Origin of the sequence: Streptococcus ratti FA-1 = DSM 20564, from assembly GCF_000286075.1 — a bacterium.
In the GTDB taxonomy this organism is placed as follows: Bacteria; Bacillota; Bacilli; order Lactobacillales; family Streptococcaceae; genus Streptococcus; species Streptococcus ratti.
The window spans coordinates 903552-922095 of record NZ_AJTZ01000005.1 but is presented as its reverse complement, the minus strand read 5'-3'; the positions used below and the strand labels follow the sequence as shown (position 1 = coordinate 922095).

The 18544-nt window shown below is 41.4% G+C and carries 11 protein-coding genes, 3 pseudogenes and 1 CRISPR repeat array; of the genes and pseudogenes, 11 read left to right on the top strand and 3 right to left on the bottom strand.

The genetic code is table 11. The features are described from left to right. The first annotated feature begins 5 nt into the window (after positions 1-5). The 5 genes and pseudogenes from cas5e to SRA_RS06355 all read left to right on the top strand — a co-directional run. Positions 6-731, top strand: coding sequence for a type I-E CRISPR-associated protein Cas5/CasD (cas5e, locus tag SRA_RS06375; RefSeq protein ID WP_003088898.1), 726 nt, complete (start codon positions 6-8; stop codon positions 729-731). Then, positions 731-1372: a type I-E CRISPR-associated protein Cas6/Cse3/CasE gene (gene cas6e / locus SRA_RS06370; RefSeq protein ID WP_003088897.1), complete on the top strand. Its 642-nt coding sequence runs from the start codon at positions 731-733 to the stop codon at positions 1370-1372. Before cas5e ends, cas6e begins: the two co-directional genes overlap by 1 nt. A 1-nt stretch (position 1373) precedes the next feature. After that, entirely contained in the window at positions 1374-2315 is a 942-nt protein-coding gene (gene cas1e, locus SRA_RS06365; RefSeq protein WP_003088896.1) for a type I-E CRISPR-associated endonuclease Cas1e, read from the top strand. A 1-nt stretch (position 2316) separates the two neighbouring features. Further along, on the top strand, positions 2317-3219 hold the full coding sequence (gene cas2e, locus SRA_RS06360) for a type I-E CRISPR-associated endoribonuclease Cas2e (RefSeq protein ID WP_003088894.1): 903 nt from the start codon (positions 2317-2319) through the stop codon (positions 3217-3219). A 23-nt stretch (positions 3220-3242) separates the two neighbouring features. Then, a CRISPR array of direct repeats spans positions 3243-5286; the repeat unit is 29 nt; unit sequence GTTTTACCCGCACACGCGGGGGTGATCCT. A gap of 595 nt (positions 5287-5881) precedes the next feature. Further along, a pseudogene (locus tag SRA_RS06355) lies at positions 5882-7648 on the top strand (PBECR4 domain-containing protein); the annotation flags it as partial. Positions 7649-7796: 148 nt separating this feature from the next. Here SRA_RS06355 and SRA_RS06350 read toward each other — a convergent pair. Together SRA_RS06350 and SRA_RS06345 are read right to left on the bottom strand one after the other, a co-directional pair. Beyond that, positions 7797-8075 (bottom strand): type II toxin-antitoxin system YafQ family toxin, encoded by a 279-nt coding sequence (locus SRA_RS06350; RefSeq protein WP_003088886.1) that lies wholly within the window; start codon positions 8073-8075, stop codon positions 7797-7799. After that, positions 8076-8348 (bottom strand): type II toxin-antitoxin system RelB/DinJ family antitoxin, encoded by a 273-nt coding sequence (locus SRA_RS06345; RefSeq protein WP_003088883.1) that lies wholly within the window; start codon positions 8346-8348, stop codon positions 8076-8078. Between the two features lie 589 nt (positions 8349-8937). Between SRA_RS06345 and rexB the strand changes: the two genes are divergently transcribed. The 4 genes and pseudogenes from rexB to SRA_RS06330 all read left to right on the top strand — a co-directional run. Then, the gene (gene rexB / locus SRA_RS06340) at positions 8938-12183 is read left to right on the top strand and encodes an ATP-dependent nuclease subunit B (RefSeq protein ID WP_003088881.1); all 3246 of its coding nucleotides are present in this window, start codon (positions 8938-8940) and stop codon (positions 12181-12183) included. Beyond that, positions 12173-15805: a helicase-exonuclease AddAB subunit AddA gene (gene addA / locus SRA_RS06335; protein ID WP_003088880.1), complete on the top strand. Its 3633-nt coding sequence runs from the start codon at positions 12173-12175 to the stop codon at positions 15803-15805. The genes rexB and addA overlap by 11 nt, the downstream gene beginning before the upstream one ends. A 61-nt stretch (positions 15806-15866) precedes the next feature. Then, positions 15867-16044: pseudogene (locus SRA_RS10465) on the top strand (UDP-glucose--hexose-1-phosphate uridylyltransferase); the annotation flags it as partial. 4 nt (positions 16045-16048) lie between these two features. Further along, a pseudogene (locus tag SRA_RS06330) lies at positions 16049-16189 on the top strand (UDP-glucose 4-epimerase); the annotation flags it as partial. Between the two features lie 356 nt (positions 16190-16545). Here the strand turns inward: SRA_RS06330 and SRA_RS06325 are convergent. Further along, positions 16546-17316, bottom strand: a complete 771-nt coding sequence (locus tag SRA_RS06325) for a DeoR/GlpR family DNA-binding transcription regulator (RefSeq protein ID WP_003088877.1) — start codon at positions 17314-17316, stop codon at positions 16546-16548. 259 nt (positions 17317-17575) lie between these two features. Here SRA_RS06325 and lacA point away from each other — a divergent pair, with 259 nt between their 5' ends. Both lacA and lacB read left to right on the top strand, forming a co-directional pair. After that, a complete protein-coding gene (gene lacA / locus SRA_RS06320) occupies positions 17576-18001 on the top strand; it encodes a galactose-6-phosphate isomerase subunit LacA (RefSeq protein ID WP_003088876.1) in 426 nt (141 codons plus the stop codon). Positions 18002-18014: 13 nt separating this feature from the next. Further along, the gene (gene lacB, locus SRA_RS06315) at positions 18015-18530 is read left to right on the top strand and encodes a galactose-6-phosphate isomerase subunit LacB (protein ID WP_003088875.1); all 516 of its coding nucleotides are present in this window, start codon (positions 18015-18017) and stop codon (positions 18528-18530) included. Positions 18531-18544: the final 14 nt, after the last annotated feature.

The window sequence follows — 18544 nt, the reverse complement described above, 5'->3', positions numbered from 1 at the left end:
ACAAAATGAAAACAATTTTGTTAAAATTTTCTGGTCCTTTGCAAGCATGGGGGACTCGTTCACATTTTGAAACCAGACATACAGATTTCTATCCTTCAAAAAGCGCAGTCATTGGTTTGATTGCAGCTTGTCTTGGCCATAGGCGAGATGAAGACGAAAAAATTAAGCAATTGAATGAGATAGACTTTGCAGTTCGAGTAGATCAACAAGGAAACTTAATGAGGGACTTTCATATTGCCCAGAAATACAAAACTAGTGGTGAATTTGAGAGATCCTATGTAACTAATCGTTATTATCTAGAAGATGCTATTTTTGTTGTAGCTATTTCTCATGCAGATGATGAATTTATGACAACGATTGAAAAAGGGCTGCGTAACCTCTATTTTCAACCATTTATGGGGCGTCGTTCTTGTCCTGTACCAGCTGATTTTGTATTGGGAACAGGTTCTGAAAATGTTGTTAATACTTTGCATACCTTGGAGTGGCAAGCAGATGAATGGTATATGAAAAAACATTCGGGAGAAGCTGGTTTTAGTTTGGAAATCTATATGGATAGCCACTTAACTAAGAACAATCATTACCAACTTAGGCAAGATCGTGTTGTTTCGTTTTCTCAAAAAGAGCGGCGATTTGGTTTTAGGTATGAGTCAAGGATGATTGTACCTGTTCAAAATCCATTTTACAAAAAGAACACTGATCATAATGTTTTCGATTTTATAGGAGAAGAATAATGTATATTTCGAGAGTGGAGATTGACCATGCTAATCGACGAAAAATAAAGGATTTGACTCATGTTGATGCTTATCATGGTTGGGTTGAATCATCTTTTCCTGCTGAAATTGAGAAAAGCATTCGAACAAGAAAATTGTGGCGCGTGGATACTATTAAAGGAAGGAATTATTTGATAGTTGTGAGTCAGGGAAAACCTGATTTATCCTTATTGGAGAAATATGGAGTTTCTGGTAGTGCACAAACTAAGCCATATGATCCATTTTTAGAAAATCTTAAGCCTGGGGATAATTTTCAATTTCGTGTGGTATTAAATCCTGTTATTTCATTATCGAATCGAGATCACTCCAAAAGAGGTGTTGTGAAACCTCATGTCACAGTTGAGCGTCAGATGCAATATTTGATGGATCGTTCAGAAAAAAATGGCTTTTCTTTACGCGAAGGTGATTTTTCTGTAGTGGAAAGAGGTTATGAGGTTTTGAAAAAATCTACGATGAAACCTGTTCGTCTTGTCAAAGCTGTTTATGAAGGTGTTTTAACGATTACAGATGTTGAGCTGTTTAGAAAAGTGCTGACAGATGGTATTGGGAAGAAAAAAGCGTATGGATTTGGTTTGATGACAGTAATTCCTATAGGTAAATAGTATGAAAAAACAAAACGGAGCTAAGAAAACCTCACTTAGGGAGCTTCCTAAAATCAGTGACCGTGTTAGTTTTCTGTATGTGGAACATGCTAAGATTAATCGAGTAGATAGTGCTATTACCATTGCAGATAGTCGAGGAGTTGTGAGAATTCCTGCGGCTATGCTGGGTGTCCTGTTGCTTGGTCCTGGGACGGATATCAGCCATCGTGCGGTTGAATTGATAGGGGATACAGGCACAAGCATGGTTTGGGTTGGTGAACGTGGTGTCCGCCAATATGCTCATGGTAGAGCGCTAGCGCATTCTACGAAATTCTTAGAGAAGCAAGCAAAATTATTTTCAAATACGCGTTCTCGGTTAAAAGTAGCTCGAAAAATGTATCAGATGCGTTTTCCTAATGAAGATGTGTCTGCCTTAACGTTGCAACAGTTGCGAGGGCGTGAGGGAGCTAGGATTCGCAGTGTCTATCGCACGTATTCTAGAGAATACGGAGTTCCTTGGGATAAGAGGGAATATAGTCCTGATGATTTTGAGTCCGGAACGATTGTTAATCAAGCTTTATCAGCTGCTAATGTTGCTTTATATGGATTAGTTCATAGTATCATTGTAGCTCTGGGAGCTTCGCCAGGTCTAGGCTTTGTTCATACAGGGCATGATTTGTCTTTTGTCTATGATGTAGCCGATTTGTACAAGGCTGAAACGACGATTCCACTTGCTTTTAAAATTGCATCCGAAAGTCAAGAGGATGATGATATCGGGAAAATAGCACGCCTGAAAGTGAGAGATTCCTTTGTCGATGGTAAATTAATGACTCGAATGGTAAAAGATATCCAATATTTGCTTGATATTGGTGATGAGGAAGAACTGCTAGTTGACATAATAGCCTTGTGGGACGATAAAGACAACCTTGTTAAACATGGTGTCAGCTATAGAGAAGGTGATTAGTATGCCACTTACTGTTATTACTTTAAAAAGTGTTCCTCAATCCTTGAGGGGAGATCTAACCAAGTGGATGCAAGAAATTGCTACGGGTGTTTTTGTTGGCAATTTCAATACTAAGGTGCGCGAACAATTATGGGAGCGTGTGCAAGATAGTGTTGGCAGTGGAGAAGCAACCTTAAGTTATGCCTATCGAAACGAGATTGGTTACCAGTTTGCCACGATAAATGCTCAGCGAGAAGTGGTTGATTTTGATGGTATTCCTTTAATACGATTCCCTCTTGATCCTGAAGAGGGAAGAAAACAAGATGTATTTGGCTATAGCGATGCAGCTAGATTTAGAAAAGCAAGAAAGTTTGCCTCACCCACGAAGACGATTCAGCATGCCGTTAAGCCATATGTGATATTAGATATTGAAACAGATGGACTGGATGAAAATAAGAATAAAATCATCGAAATTGGCGCTATTAAGGTTTCTGGATCAGAGTTGAAAGAGTGTCATTACTTAGTACAGTGTGATAATACACTGCCAAAAGAAATTGTGCAGCTGACAGGTATCACAGATGATATGTTACAGCAAGAAGGTGTAGATATTGAGTTAGCGCTTAATGGATTGTTGAATTTCATTGGCAGTCTAGATATTGTAGGATATGGTGTTAATTTTGATTTGACATTTATTAATACTAAATTAACCGATCTTGGTTATCCTGTCATAACGAATTCAGTGTATGATTTGATGAAGTATGTGAAATCAGAGAAATTATTTTTAGAGAATTATAAATTACAGACGGTGCTGAAATCATACGGGATAGATGAGAAAGTTCCTCACAGAGCTCTTCTTGATGCAAGACTCATTCTAGACTTGTCGACAAAAGTGAATAAATTTTTGACTAGGATCAATCAGAAGTAGCGATTTTATTGGGATCTTTTAGTGTTTTACCCGCACACGCGGGGGTGATCCTAAAAACCCTTGATTTTCAAGAGTTTTTATTTTGTTTTACCCGCACACGCGGGGGTGATCCTGTGCCGTCAGCGTCGACTTGCCAGATGTAACCGTTTTACCCGCACACGCGGGGGTGATCCTTAGCTGGCTGATACGATGACACATCTAAAAAAGTTTTACCCGCACACGCGGGGGTGATCCCTGCATCTTTTAGCTCGTCAAGCGTACCAGAGAGTTTTACCCGCACACGCGGGGGTGATCCTAGACCGTTTTTACCATTCAATCCTAAAAGAAAGTTTTACCCGCACACGCGGGGGTGATCCTAGGTGTTTCAGCAAATGATAAGGTAACGTTCGGTTTTACCCGCACACGCGGGGGTGATCCTGATAAACTTGATAAATTAATTAAATTATTAAGGTTTTACCCGCACACGCGGGGGTGATCCTACCATTGGTACAAACGGATTGACAGTTATTTCGTTTTACCCGCACACGCGGGGGTGATCCTAGTCACATACGACAAACCGGCAGCTATTTACAGTTTTACCCGCACACGCGGGGGTGATCCTGAGTGATTCCAGTTGCCGCCTGTTTGCGATCTGTTTTACCCGCACACGCGGGGGTGATCCTTGTTGATAGTATGTGTTACACTTGCAGGCTGTGTTTTACCCGCACACGCGGGGGTGATCCCCCCTGCATGTTCTGATAGTTGGTTTTGTGTCAGTTTTACCCGCACACGCGGGGGTGATCCTCCGGCTGATTTCAGAGCGTTAACAGCGTCAAGGTTTTACCCGCACACGCGGGGGTGATCCTATGACGCTGAATATATTTATGCGTCTTTTATGGTTTTACCCGCACACGCGGGGGTGATCCTAACTCTTGTCAAACCTAACAGATGAAAGTGTTGTTTTACCCGCACACGCGGGGGTGATCCTGACAGAACAAATCGTGACAATCGCAAATAACGGTTTTACCCGCACACGCGGGGGTGATCCTAATGTATCGGATAAAACAGCTTATATCTATGAGTTTTACCCGCACACGCGGGGGTGATCCTAGTAGTCACCTACCTTAAAATTAGCATAGCCAGTTTTACCCGCACACGCGGGGGTGATCCTGATCATTGTATAACTCGCACTTAATACTGTTTGTTTTACCCGCACACGCGGGGGTGATCCTTATATCCGTTCAAGCAAAGAGTGGTGTTTTAAGTTTTACCCGCACACGCGGGGGTGATCCTGGCTAAAACCTATCTACCATCTCAATTTAACAGTTTTACCCGCACACGCGGGGGTGATCCTATCCAAAAATTGACCGGTCAGTTCATAGAGTGGTTTTACCCGCACACGCGGGGGTGATCCTAGGATTTTTAAGATTGTTAAATCCTTGTTGAAGTTTTACCCGCACACGCGGGGGTGATCCTAGACTTTGTAAGGCTCATCTCCGAAGGCTGTAGTTTTACCCGCACACGCGGGGGTGATCCTGATTACTTTATCGACATCAGCTCTTATCAAAAGTTTTACCCGCACACGCGGGGGTGATCCTGACTTGATAAAGTCAAGAGCCTTAGCTCCTGTGTTTTACCCGCACACGCGGGGGTGATCCTAACGATCGAAGCACCGCTGCCATTGATACTCAGTTTTACCCGCACACGCGGGGGTGATCCTTAGATAGGATAGATGCCGTATAGCTAAGTATCAGTTTTACCCGCACACGCGGGGGTGATCCTGGCCGTGTTGCAGATGTTCCAACTGATGCGGTGTTTTACCCGCACACGCGGGGGTGATCCTATGGGGCAGGCGCTATCTTTACAGTGAACACTGGTTTTACCCGCACACGCGGGGGTGATCCTAAAATGAGCAATAAAACAGAGGTTTATATGATGTTTTACCCGCACACGCGGGGGTGATCCTGATAATGTTTCTAATGGTGATTTACTGATGAGGTTTTACCCGCACACGCGGGGGTGATCCTTTATCCAAAGACGTTTTGTGACCTTGTTTTTTGTTTTACCCGCACACGCGGGGGTGATCCTGTCCTATTATGAACTACATAAAGATAGTCTTCAAGACGTACGCCTGGTATCAATGGATGGGGTAAAAGAAGCGGTTGTGGGTAGGCATTTAGCGCAACTGCAATCAGAACTCTCTGGTCGCCCTCTGCGATGGAGTCATGATCAATTAGCTGAAGGATTACAGACAGCGATTGATAATAATTTCTTTACAGATGGAAAACATGCGGATTGGATTACTCTTGCAGTAGATAATGATACTGGTGGGCATAATTTTATTGACTCTCTGAGAGAAAAGGGAGCTACTATTAATGAGGATTTACCAGATTTACAACCAGGGCAAGATAAGACAGACTGGAACGATGCTTTAAAACAACATAGAATTTTGGGTCTGTCTGATGGTAGGGAAACTTATCAAACAAGGAGTGAAGAACAGGAAGTGCAACTAAAAGATATCAGTACATTACATTCTGAATGGAAACAGGAATTAAAAAATAAGGTGACCCAACATTTAGGGCACACTCCTCAATGGTGGGAACTTGAACGCAATCAGGGTGCATTCCTCACCACTGAGTTAGATCAATTATTTGCCAAACGTAGTTCACTGGAATTAGATGCTCACTATGCAGATAATTCACGATATGTAAGACAACAGATAAAGAAACTTGATGAACAAATTCTAATGACAATACAACAAGAAAAAGCTCCTGAGAAAACTCAAGAGCAGATTACTTCGGAGCAACACAAAAAGAATGAGACAAATATAAGGGATCTTTCTGAGCAAGCTCAGGAGGCAGCACCATTACCTGAAGTGACACCGTCGCAACCTTTGAAAGACTTGTCACCAAGTCAAACCGAATCTCATTCTTTATTACATTTTACCATAGAAAACCCTAAAAGGTCAATCTATAAGGATAATTATCACCCGATAAAAACGCATGAATTAAACAAACTTAATCATCATGCCCCTAATATTCAAAGTGCAGCGCAATGGTATCTTGATAACTTGTCAGATACAACCTTACATTACTTTTACCAGCAGGGAAACAAGCAATATAATATCAACATTGAATTTGAACAGTATCATTTCATGCACTTGACCGGTCTTTTTCCGCTGAAAAGGGGACAAACAGCGGTTAAGACCCTTCATGATTTTGCGGAAGGTCGTGGAACTTATGATAATCTGATGATTGCTGACAATGAAGCAGCCTTTCAAAAAATTAAAGTCTTACCTGATTTAAAAGCTATCATGGAAACAGACGCTTTCTATTTTGACCAGATGGAAGATATTCCAAAACTGCAATCCCTATCTCTTGAAAAAGCTATTAAGTCTGATGACAAAGATGTGTTACTGGCCTTTTCATCAAACGAGGAGAATATCTATCCAGCCTCTTTGATGGAATTGACCAAACAACTCAAAATTCAGACGGAACAATCTCAACACCAAAACGTTATTTTGGGCGTTTATCAAGAAAGAGATGGCAAATTTACTCAGTTGTCCATCAATGAGGCGTATATCACGGATAACGGGGAAGAAATGCTTTCTATTCTGAAAGGTGAGCAGGTTTCTTCAGATGAACCAAGTCATGACCTGACGCCATCTCCAGCTGAAGCGCTTATCGATGCTGCGACCTTTACGAAAGTTTTGGATACCGCTTATAACGTTGGTAATCCTGCTGACTTAGGTGTTGAAGTTCCTGAAGAATTTCAAGCGAGCTGGGAGCAGTATAACCAACTGTCTGAAGCATCTTTGGGAGACTTTAAAACTATTATAGCCAAAGCTGATGAGCTTGGATTGCTAGACAAGACCACGGCTTTCTATCAAGACTGGCAACAGGATCAGATTTATAACGATACCTATCATGTTCGTCTTAGAAGCTCTAATGAGGGGCCAAACAGCCCTCAGTTACCGTTTGAACCGACTCACTTAGTTTCTTATCAAGACTTTGTCACAGAGGTTTACAAGGCTAATCAGGATGTCTCTCGGACTAAGCCAATCGCATTTGATATTTACGCTCCAGGTGGCGCCCTGATTAAAGAGGGTGTCCGTTATGCTATTGGCGATGAAACGCAGCCTGTATCACGTCTTCTGGGGCTAGGTTATCGTCGTTTAGAGGACTATCCAAATTTAGCAGCTATCGATGAGAAGGTTCTTTCTCAGCTAGAAAATCAAGAAGTTAATCAATCTATTGCAACTGAAGCTAATGAGCAGACAGTAGCTTCACAAGAAACACCACAAGAACGTGATTCAAGAGAAAATTTTCAGTCTCCTAAACAGGGCGTAAAAAATGGATTAGCTCAACGAGTGGAAGAAATTATGGCTGAAGATGCTACAAAGATTCTAATATCTTCCATTCCCCAAGTTCAAGAGAATTTATCGATAGAAGTTTTACCCGCACACGCGGGGGTGATCCTCTCTTTTTCACAAGTCGCAAAGTAGGAACAGATGTTTTACCCGCACACGCGGGGGTAGAGTCTGGCTATAATGTATTCCTCAATTCAATAAAAAAAGACAACTGATTAAAGTTATCTCTTTACATCTTAAATAAATCTGCATGACTGCCTGTATCAACCAGAGTTAAAGTCAAAATATCATCCTCTAATAGGTAAATTAACAGCCAATCAGGTTTAATATGGCATTCTCTAAAACCCTTAAAACTACCTTTTAGTTCATGATCTCTATACCTATCTTCCAAAGCCTGTCCTAAATGCAGCTTTTCAATAACATCATCTAATAATGATACATCCATTCCCCGCTTTTTCATACGCTTAAAACTCTTTTTAAAAGCAGAGGTAAATTTAACCTGATACATCTACGCTTCCAAAGCTTTCTTCAAATCTGACATATTATCATAAGCTACAACCGCCTCATCATGAGAAATTCGTTTGGCTTCTGCCATGGCCTCCAATGTCTTAGAATTATAATTTGGAAGTTCTACATTAAAGGGAAGACCATCATGTAAAAGACATTGACGTAAAAAAATATTAACTGCACTGGACATATCTATACCTAAATCATTAAACAATGAAGTAGCTTGAGCTTTTACAGTTTCATCAATACGAATTTGAGTAGGTACTGTTGCCATAACTATCACTCCTTTCATCACTTATTTTACTACAATTGGTTTACGTTGTCAATTATTTGTAGCTGTTTTCCCTGTATGAGCGGGGATTCCTTTCTCCTGCAAGTAATTCCTAATTCAGGGGCAAACAAAAAACTGTTTGAATTTCAAATGATTACCTTATGTGATTGTGCAGCAGTTTGTTCTTGCCAGTCAAGACATCTGATTATCTCTTGTCTTAAGGTTCTTAAGCTCATCAGATAAATCAGTCAGGCTTGTTGTTGGTATCAACAACAAAGGGGGTATGATATGTCCACAGTTTATGTCTCGGCATCTTTCTGATGTTTTTTGTATTTATAATCAGACAGTGATTCTTTACACACATGAAGCAGTTTTTCCAAGAAGAAATAATATGCAGAAACATCAAGAACCTTTGAAAGAATCAAGATAAAATGATTAAAAGAATCGTTAATTTGCTTTTAGATAATAATTATCATAAAGCAAAACAGTGACAAGAGAAGTAAAATATTAGATAATAGAACTAAGAAGCTTAGGTTCATAAGCAAATTAAATTTAAACTTATCTTGTTAAAAAGTTTTACAGAGGATTATTTATGAAACTTTTATACACTGACATTCAATATGATATGACAGAGATTTTGGCTGCTGAGGCTAGACAGGCTGCTAAAGAGAGCAAGCGTGTTTTTTATCTTGCTCCTAACTCTCTGTCTTTTGAAAAGGAGCGGGCGGTTTTAGAGGCTCTGCCTGAAGAGGCCTCTTTTGCCATTACCATTACGCGTTTTGCGCAGATGGCCCGCTATTTTGTTTTAAATGAGCCCTATCAAAGAGAAGTTATTGATGACAATGGTCTGGCTATGATTTTTTACCGGGCTTTGGCTGGTTTTTCTGAACAGGATTTGCCTGTGTTTGGCCGTTTGAAACAGGACACGAACTTTATCAGTCAATTGGTCGATTTATATAAAGAGCTTAAGGCTTCCAATATGACGGTTTTAGAACTGACCGAGCTTAATTCTCCAGAAAAGCAGGAAGATCTGATTAAGATTTTTAACAAGGCTGAGGCGATTTTAAATGCTGGAAATTTTGATAGTCAAAGTAAAACAGCCTTTTTTACCCAACAGCTTAAGGCAGGACATCTGGACAGTGAACTTAAGGACTTGCTGATTATTGTGGATGGTTTTACTCGTTTTTCTGCCGAAGAAGAGAACCTTATCAGTCTCTTGCATGAAAAAAAAGTGCCCGTTATCATCGGTACTTACATCAGCCAAAAGGCCTACCGTTCAGCATTCTCAAAGGGGAATGTTTATCAGGCCAGTTTGGATTTTATGCGCGGTCTGGCTGCTAAATTTAAAACAAAACCAGAATATGTAAGGTCCAAGCAAAAGGGACTGCAGGCTTTTGCAAATCTTTCCAGCATTTTTGAGAGCCGCCATGATTTTTCTGCCGATGGACGGACCCTGACAAAAGAAGATAAAGAACACATTGTTATCTGGGATGCTGTCAATCAAAAGGAAGAAGCAGAACATGTCGCTAGAGCTATACGCCGAAAGCTTTATCAAGGCTATCGTTACAAGGATATTTTAGTTTTGCTGGGAGACACAGATGCTTATCAGCTGCAGGTAGGAAAAATTTTTGATAAGTATGAGATTCCTTATTATTTCGGCAAGGCCGAATCGATGAGTTCACATCCTTTGGTGCATTTTATAGACAGTTTAGAGCGGATCAAGCGTTACAATTTTCGGGCTGAGGATGTTATGAATGTGCTTAAGTCAGGCTTGTATGGCCGCTTGCAGCAAGAAGAGCTGGATAAATTGGAATACTATATTAGTTATGCAGATATCAAGGGACAAAGCAAGTTTTTCAACGATTTTACTTTGGACAATCAGGGACAGTTTGATCTGAAACAGTTAAATCAGTGGCGTTCTGAACTTATAAGTCCCTTGCGGCAGCTGGTTAAGGCACAAAAGCAGCTGGGAAAAAGTCTTCTGAAAAAACTGACTGTTTTTTTAGAGGATATTGCCCTGCCGGAAAATTTTGTCCTGCTGACAGCAGAAAGCGGGGAAATTGAGCAGGAAAAGCACGAACAAGTCTGGAAGACCTTTACAGCTATTTTAGAGCAGTTTCAAAGAATCTTCGGCGGGGAAAAGCTGACGCTGGATGAATTTTTGTCTTTGCTCCGCGCCAGCATGCTAGCGGCTGATTACCGTACGATTCCTGCTGCAGTTGATGTTGTCACGGTTAAAGCCTATGATTTGGTAGAGCCGCACACCAATAAAATTGTCTTTGCCATGGGTATGACACAGTCCAATTTTCCTAAGATTGTCCAAAACCGGAGCCTGATTTCGGATGAGGAGCGAGCACGAATCAATGATATAACACCGGATAATCGCCGGTTTGATATTGTCAGCAGTGAAAATCTCAAAAAAAATCACTTTGCAGCTTTATCGCTTTTTAATGCTGCGACTGAGGAATTAATTCTCAGCCTGCCGCAAATTTTAAATGAGACAGAAGACAGCACTTCCTCTTATTTACTGGAATTAGCTGAGTTTGGTGTGCCGATAGTGGAAAAGGGACGGAGTGGTCAGCTGAGTAATCCGGAAGACATTGGCAACTATAAAGCGCTCTTGTCGCGCGTGATTGAGCTAGAGCGTGCTTCCATTGATCAAGAAATGACTAAGGAGGAGCAGACCTTCTGGTCGGTGGCCGTGCGTTATCTGCGCAAGAAACTTAATGAGCAGGGGATTGTCATTCCTGAGATTAATGACAGTATGCAGACCAAACCGCTTGCTCCTTCGGTTATAAAGGCCCGCTTTCCGGCAGATGAGCCCATAAATCTGTCGTCGTCAGCTTTAACAGCTTTTTATAACAATCAGTACCTTTATTTTCTGCGGTATGTCCTTGGTTTGCAGGAATTGGAGACCATTCATCCGGACGCTAAGAATCACGGAAGCTACCTGCACCGTGTTTTTGAATTGGTGATGCAGGATGCAGCGGCTCCTGATGATTTTGATGGCAGGTTAAATCAGGCTATAGCAAAGGCCAATGAGGAAAACAGCTTTAAGATGCTTTATGAGGAAGATGAGGAAAGCCGTTATTCTTTAGATGTTTTAGAAGACATTGCCAGAAGCACAGCCAGTATTTTGCGTGATGATGCTCAAATTCAGGTGGAAAGCGAAGAAGAGGCCTTTGAGCTCATGCTGGGAAATGCTGTTAAAATCCGTGGTTTTATCGACCGTATTGACCGTCTGTCTGATGGCAGCCTAGGAATTATTGACTATAAATCCAGCAGAAATACCTTTGATATTCAGAAATTCTACAATGGTCTCAGTCCGCAGCTCCTGACTTATATGGAGGCCGTCAATAACAGAAGTGATTTGCCTGACCGTCAAAAGATTTTTGGAGCTATGTATCTGCATATGCAAGAGCCAAAATTAGACTTAAGTAGTGTAAAATCCTTGGATAAGATTCCTGAGGCAATCCATAAGGAACTGACTTACAGAGGGCTTTTCTTAGATGAAGAAAAAGCTTATCTAGCTGATGGCAAATACCATTTGAACGACTCGGTCTATAGTCAAAAAGAGATTGATCTGCTGCTTGCTTATAACCGAGAGCTTTATCAAAAAGCAGCCCGGCAGATTCGAAGCGGACATTTTCTGATTAATCCTTATAGTCAGGACGGCAAATCGGTACAAGGTGAGCAGCTCAAAGCTATTACACACTTTGAAGCGGACCGTCACATGCCTTATGCCCGCAAGCTTCATCAGCTGCCGCGCAAAGAAAAACGTCAGGGCTTCCTGCATCTTATGCAGGCCAAGCAGGAGGAGGAAAACAATGACTTTTAAAAACTTTTTAAGTGCTCAAGAGATTGCCTCCCTGCAGCTTGAAGAGGCTGAATCAAATAAGCAGCAAAAACGCACTCCAGAACAGATTGAGGCCATCTACAGTTATGGCAATAATATTCTAGTTTCTGCCTCGGCAGGTTCTGGCAAAACCTTTGTCATGATTGAGCGTATTATGGATAAAATTCTGCGCGGAGTGAAAATTGAAGATCTCTTTATCTCAACCTTTACGGTCAAGGCTGCAGGAGAGTTAAAAGAGCGTTTGGAGAAAAAATTAACTCAGCACTTACAGACAGCTTCTGATCCAAAACTTAAGCAGTTTTTAGCTGAGGAGCTGGCCAGTGTTCAGACTGCTGATATCGGTACTATGGATGCCTTCACACAAAAGCTGGTCAATCAATACGGCTACACACTGGGGATTTCACCCAGCTTTCGGATTATGCAGGACAAGAGTGAGCAGGACATCCTAAAAAATGATGTCTTTGCAGATCTTTTTGCGGATTATATGCGCTCTGAAAACAGGTCTGTTTTTGTCAAGCTGGTTAAGAATTTTGCTGGCAGCCGTAAGGACTCAGACCCTTTTAAGCAGCTGGTTTATAAGATTTACGATTTCAGTCAGGCTACGGACAATCCTAAAAGCTGGCTGACAGACAGCTTTTTAAAAGGTGCTGAAACCTATACAGACTTTTCGGCTATTCCAGAGCAGGAAGTCGCAGAATTTCTGGCAAGTATGGAAGATACTGCTAAGGCTTTGCGTGATCTGACAGATTTGGAAGACTATAAACAGCTGACTGGTAAAGGTGCTCCGACGGCCAATTATAAAAAGCATCTCAATATGATTGAAAAACTGCAAGACTGGGCTTGGAACTTTGAAAGCCTATATGGGCGTGAAGGTCTTGGAAAGCTGGCCAATGATATTGCGGATCTCATTCCGTCCGGAGACAGTGTGACGGTTGCTAAGGTCAAATACCCTGTTTTCAAAGCTCTTCAGGGACGCTTGGCTGAGCTGAGACATCTGGAGACAATCTTTGCCTACCAAGCTGAGAGCCTGCCTTTACTGAGACTGCTGCAGCAGTTTGTTCTGGATTTCTCTGAGCAGTACCTGCAGGCTAAAATGCAGGAAAATGCCTTTGAATTTTCAGATATTGCACACTTTGCTATTGAAATTTTGGAAGAAAATCCTGACATCAGGCAGCTCTACCAAAATAAGTATCATGAGGTCATGGTGGATGAATATCAGGATAACAATCACACGCAGGAACGCATGCTGGAGCTTTTGTCCAATGGGCATAATCGTTTCATGGTAGGAGATATTAAGCAGTCCATTTACCGCTTCCGTCAGGCAGATCCGCAGATTTTTAACGCCAAATTCAAGGATTTTCAGGAACATCCTGAACACGGTAAGCTGATTTTGCTCAAGGAAAATTTCCGCAGCCAGTCAGAAGTTTTAGCAACAGCAAACAGTGTTTTCAGCCACCTGATGGATGAAGCTGTCGGTGAGATTCTTTACGATGACAGCCATCAGCTGCTGGCAGGCAGCGACCGCCAAAAAGAAGCCCATCCAGAAAATGCAACACAGGTTTTGCTGTACGATACAGATGAAAATGAGGAGGCTCTGTCTGATGATGACAGCAATCAAATCAGTCCTTCGGAGGTTAAATTAGTTGCCAAGGAAATTATCCGTCTTCATAATGAAGAGAAGGTTCCTTTTGAAGATATTACCCTGCTGGTTGCTTCAAGAACGCGCAATGATGGTATTATACAGACCTTTGACCACTATGGAATTCCTTTGGTGACAGACGGCGGCGAGCAAAATTATCTCAAGTCAGTTGAGATTATGGTCATGCTGGATACCCTGCGTTCTATTGATAATCCGCTTAATGACTATGCCTTGACGGCACTCTTGCGCTCGCCCATGTTTGCTTTTGATGAAGATGAGCTGACGCGCTTAGCGCTTCAAAAGACATCGGACAGTCATAAGGAAAATCTCTATGAAAAAATGCAGAACGCTATAAATAAACAAGGCCAGCATCCGGAGCTTATGACACCGGACTTAGCTGCCAAGCTGCAGGCTTTCTTAGATGTCTTTGGCAGCTGGCGCCGATTTGCTCGCTTGCATTCGCTCTATGATCTGATTTGGAAAATTTATAACGACAGATTTTACTATGATTATGTCGGACGTCTGCCAAGAGCAGAACAGCGCCAGGCCAATCTCTATGCGCTGGCTCTGCGGGCTAACAATTTCGAGCGGACGGGATTTAAGGGGCTGTCACGCTTTATTCGGATGATTGATCGTGTTTTAGAAAGCCAGAATGATTTAGCTGATGTTGAGGTTGCCCTGCCTAAGAAGGCTGTTACGCTCATGACCATCCATAAGAGTAAGGGGCTGGAATTCAACTATGTCTTTATCCTTAATATTGACAAGAAGTTCAGCATTCAAGACATGACTTCGCCGCTCATTTTATCGCGTCGCAATGGCGTAGGGATCAAGTATTTGGTTGATATGAAAGAAGAACTGCAGGAAAAACTCCTGCCGGCTGTCAAGGTTAATATGGCAACGCTGCCTTATCAGCTTAACAAACGCGAATTGCGTCTGGCTACCTTATCAGAGCAGATGCGGCTTCTCTATGTCGCCATGACACGGGCGGAGAAAAAACTATATCTGGTTGGAAAGGGCAGTGCGGAAAAGCTGGCAGACAAATACAGCGGAAAATCTGAAAATAATCATCTGCCGGCAGCCGAGCGTGAAAGCTATATGACCTTTCAAGACTGGCTTTTAGCTATTCAGCAGGCTTTCAGCAGTGAAAATTTACATTTTAAAACAGTCTTTGTGACAGATGAAGACCTAACTGAAGATAAAATCGGAATGGTTAAAGGAGAACGTCTCTACAATCCTGATGACCTTAAGGATAATCGCCAGTCAGAAGATATTGCGCGTGCTTTGGATATGCTGGAAGCTGTCGAGAAGCTCAACAAAGATTATCAGGCAGCCATCAATCTGCCAACTGTCCGCACGCCCAGTCAGGTCAAGAAATTCTATGAACCTGTCATGGACACTGATGGTGTTGACATTATGGAGAAAAGCCCTGCTGCCAAACTGAAGTTCAAGCTTCCGGATTTTTCTGAGAAAAAAGCCGTGGCGGCTGCTGCTCTTGGTTCCAGTTTACACGAATTGATGCAGCGCCTTCGCTTAAGTGAAGAAGTCGGCATGAATGATATCTTACAGGCCTTAGAAGAGCTGCCGGCTGAAGCTGATATCAAAAAGGCCATCCAGACGGACAAGATTTTGGCTTTCTTTCAGACAACTGATTTAGGAAAATTAATCCAGAAAAATGCTGACAAAGTCCGCCGTGAAGCGCCTTTTGCCATGCTGGAAACAGACTCTGCAAGCGGAGAAAAATTTGTTGTACGCGGTATCATTGACGGCTATATTCTTTTTGAAAACCGCATTATTCTCTTTGATTATAAGACTGATAAATTTACCAACAGTCAGGACATCAAGCAGCGCTATCAAGGTCAGATGGCACTGTATGCCCAGGCCTTAAGCAAATCCTATGGTATCTCAGCTGTTGAAAAATACTTGATTTTACTGGGCGGTGAGCAACTGGAAGTTGTATCAGTGTAAGAGTGCTGAATGCTTCCAATACAGGCAGATAAGCAATTCTTACAGCCTGACTTTTTTCATACAAAGGAGCCTTGATGGCTTTTTGTATGACAATCATACATTGGCCGAGTATCCTTATAGGAGTTCAACATTTTCATGTGCAGCAGATTAAGAGGGAAAATATCAGTCTCATTGAGGCCATGGGCTTGGCTATTTTGCCGCCCAGACTAAAGGACGAATTAGCAGAAGTTGAAAAATACCGTAACAGGATTTTCAAATCTGCAAACCCTTGAAGCAGCCCGCAAAGTCACTGGCAAAGAAATTTCAGCTAAAAAAGCCGATCGCCGTCTTGGCGATCCAGATATCTTGATTGCCTCTTCAGAAAAAGCGCGTAAGATACTTGGATGATCTAATGATATGAAAAGATTATTTTGATATTTTGGTCTTTCATTCCGAGTAATTCTGTAGTATTGAAAGGCGTCTCCATAAGTCACTTTCTAATGAATTTGGTTAGCGCTTTTCATTATAAGTCTTATGAGGCTTTTTGTGTAGTCAAAAGGCCCTATAACTTCTGGTGGGAATTCTACCCACTACAGAAATTATAGAGCCCTTTTTTGGCGGCTCTTTTATGTTTTTTTTAAAGTGATGGATTAAAAATCAGATGTTTAGTTGGAGCTGTATAAAAATTTATCAATAATAAACGAGAGGTGACAGTTGATGTTAAAATGCCGCCCCTCGTTTTTATTTGCTGGCAGAGCAGATTATTGTGAATTCGTATTAGCTTTTAGAACCTTAGTGAACTTATTATAAAGAGCTTGTTTGTCATCTGAGAGTTTGGAGTCTGTCACGACATAATCAAAATCGCTGGTCTTATAAAAGACGAAGAAATCATAAGAATCAAATTTTTGGTTATCTACTAAGAGATACTTTTCCAATGCTTTATCCAAGGCAAGTTCTTGAATGGTGCCTTCAGATTCACTGTAAGTAGCAACCGAATCCTGATAGACAGCATTAGCGCTGATAAAGGCCTTGGAAAAGGTTAGCGAAGCTATGTTGCTGCTGGCTAAAGACCCGACGAAGGCTCCAGTCACAGGGCGATATTCTCCGCCAATGAGCAGAAGATCAATGTTTGGGCTCTCTTTTAAAATATCAAATACCGGCAGGCTGTTGGTAATAATGCGCAAATTGCGCTGAAGGAGTTCCTGAGCAAAGTATTCCAGCGTGGTTCCTGGACCAATAAAGATCGTCTCACCGTCTTGAACACGCTGGGCAGTAAAAGCAGCAATTTCTTTTTTCTCACTGACCTGTTCAGATTGTTTTTCAGTGTTTGACTTTTCGGGTTTGTTTAACAGATTGATGCTTTGGGCACCGCCGTGTACTCGGATCAGCTGGTGCTCTTTTTCGAGCTCAGCCAAATCGCGTCGGACAGTCATATCAGAAACTCCAAGTTCTTTGATAATATCATTTACAGTAATAATAGATTGATGTTTTAATTGTTCTAATATCCAATTTAATCTCTCTTTTTTAATCATATGAAACTCCTATACAGTGCCCTTTTGATGATATTATAGCATAAAGATAGAAAAATATCACATTTATAAACAAAAAAAAACAAACTTGAAAGGAAAAAATTCTCAGAAATTATTAGATATTAACAGAAATCATTGTTAGATCAACCTTTATTGGTATTTTTAAAATAAACAAAAACAGATAAATTTTTCTTGACAAAATGTTTGTTTTGGTTTATTATTATCTTATAACAAACAAAAACAAACAAAAAGGAGTAAAAACATGGCAATTGTACTTGGTGCCGATAAGGCAGGAGAAAGACTGAAAAATCTTGTGAAAGATTATCTGCAGGCAAAAGGTTTTGATGTCACAGATGTCAGTGCAGAAGGTCAGGATTTCGTTGATCTTACCTTAGCTGTAGCAGCAGAGGTTGATAAAGCTGACGATAATTTAGGTGTTGTTATTGATGCTTACGGTGCTGGCTCCTTTATGGTAGCAACCAAAGTTAAAGGAATGATTGCAGCAGAAGTATCGGATGAACGCTCTGCATACATGACACGTGCCCACAATAATGCACGTATCATTACCATGGGTGCAGAAATTGTTGGTGATGAATTGGCGAAAAACATTGTCAAAGGATTCGTTGAAGGCCACTATGACGGCGGCCGCCACCAAATTCGCGTAGATATGCTTAACAAGATGTGCTAAAAAGGAGGATAAAATGAAAATCGCTATCGGCTGTGACCACATTGTGACAGATGAAAAAATGGCTGTCTCAGAATTTTTAAAATCAAAAGGCTATGAAGTACTTGATTTCGGAACTTATGACCATGTCCGCACCCACTACCCTATTTTTGGAAAAAAAGTCGGAGAAGCTGTAAGCAGCGGACAGGCCGATTTGGGTGTTTGTATCTGCGGTACCGGTGTTGGTATCTCTAATGCAGCAAATAAAGTACCGGGTGTTCGTTCTGCCTTGGTTCGTGATATGACCTCAGCTCTCTATGCCAAAGAAGAACTTAATGCTAACGTTATTAGTTTTGGCGGGAAAATTGTTGGCGGGCTCTTGATGAATGATATTATTGAAGCTTTCATCAAAGCCGAATACAAAGAAACGGAGGAAAACAAAAAATTGATTGCTAAAATCGCTCACGTTGAAACTTCTAATGCTGATCAAAAAGACCCTGACTTCTTTAAAGAGTTTCTTGACAAATGGGATCGCGGGGAATATCACGATTAAGAAAGGCTGACCTT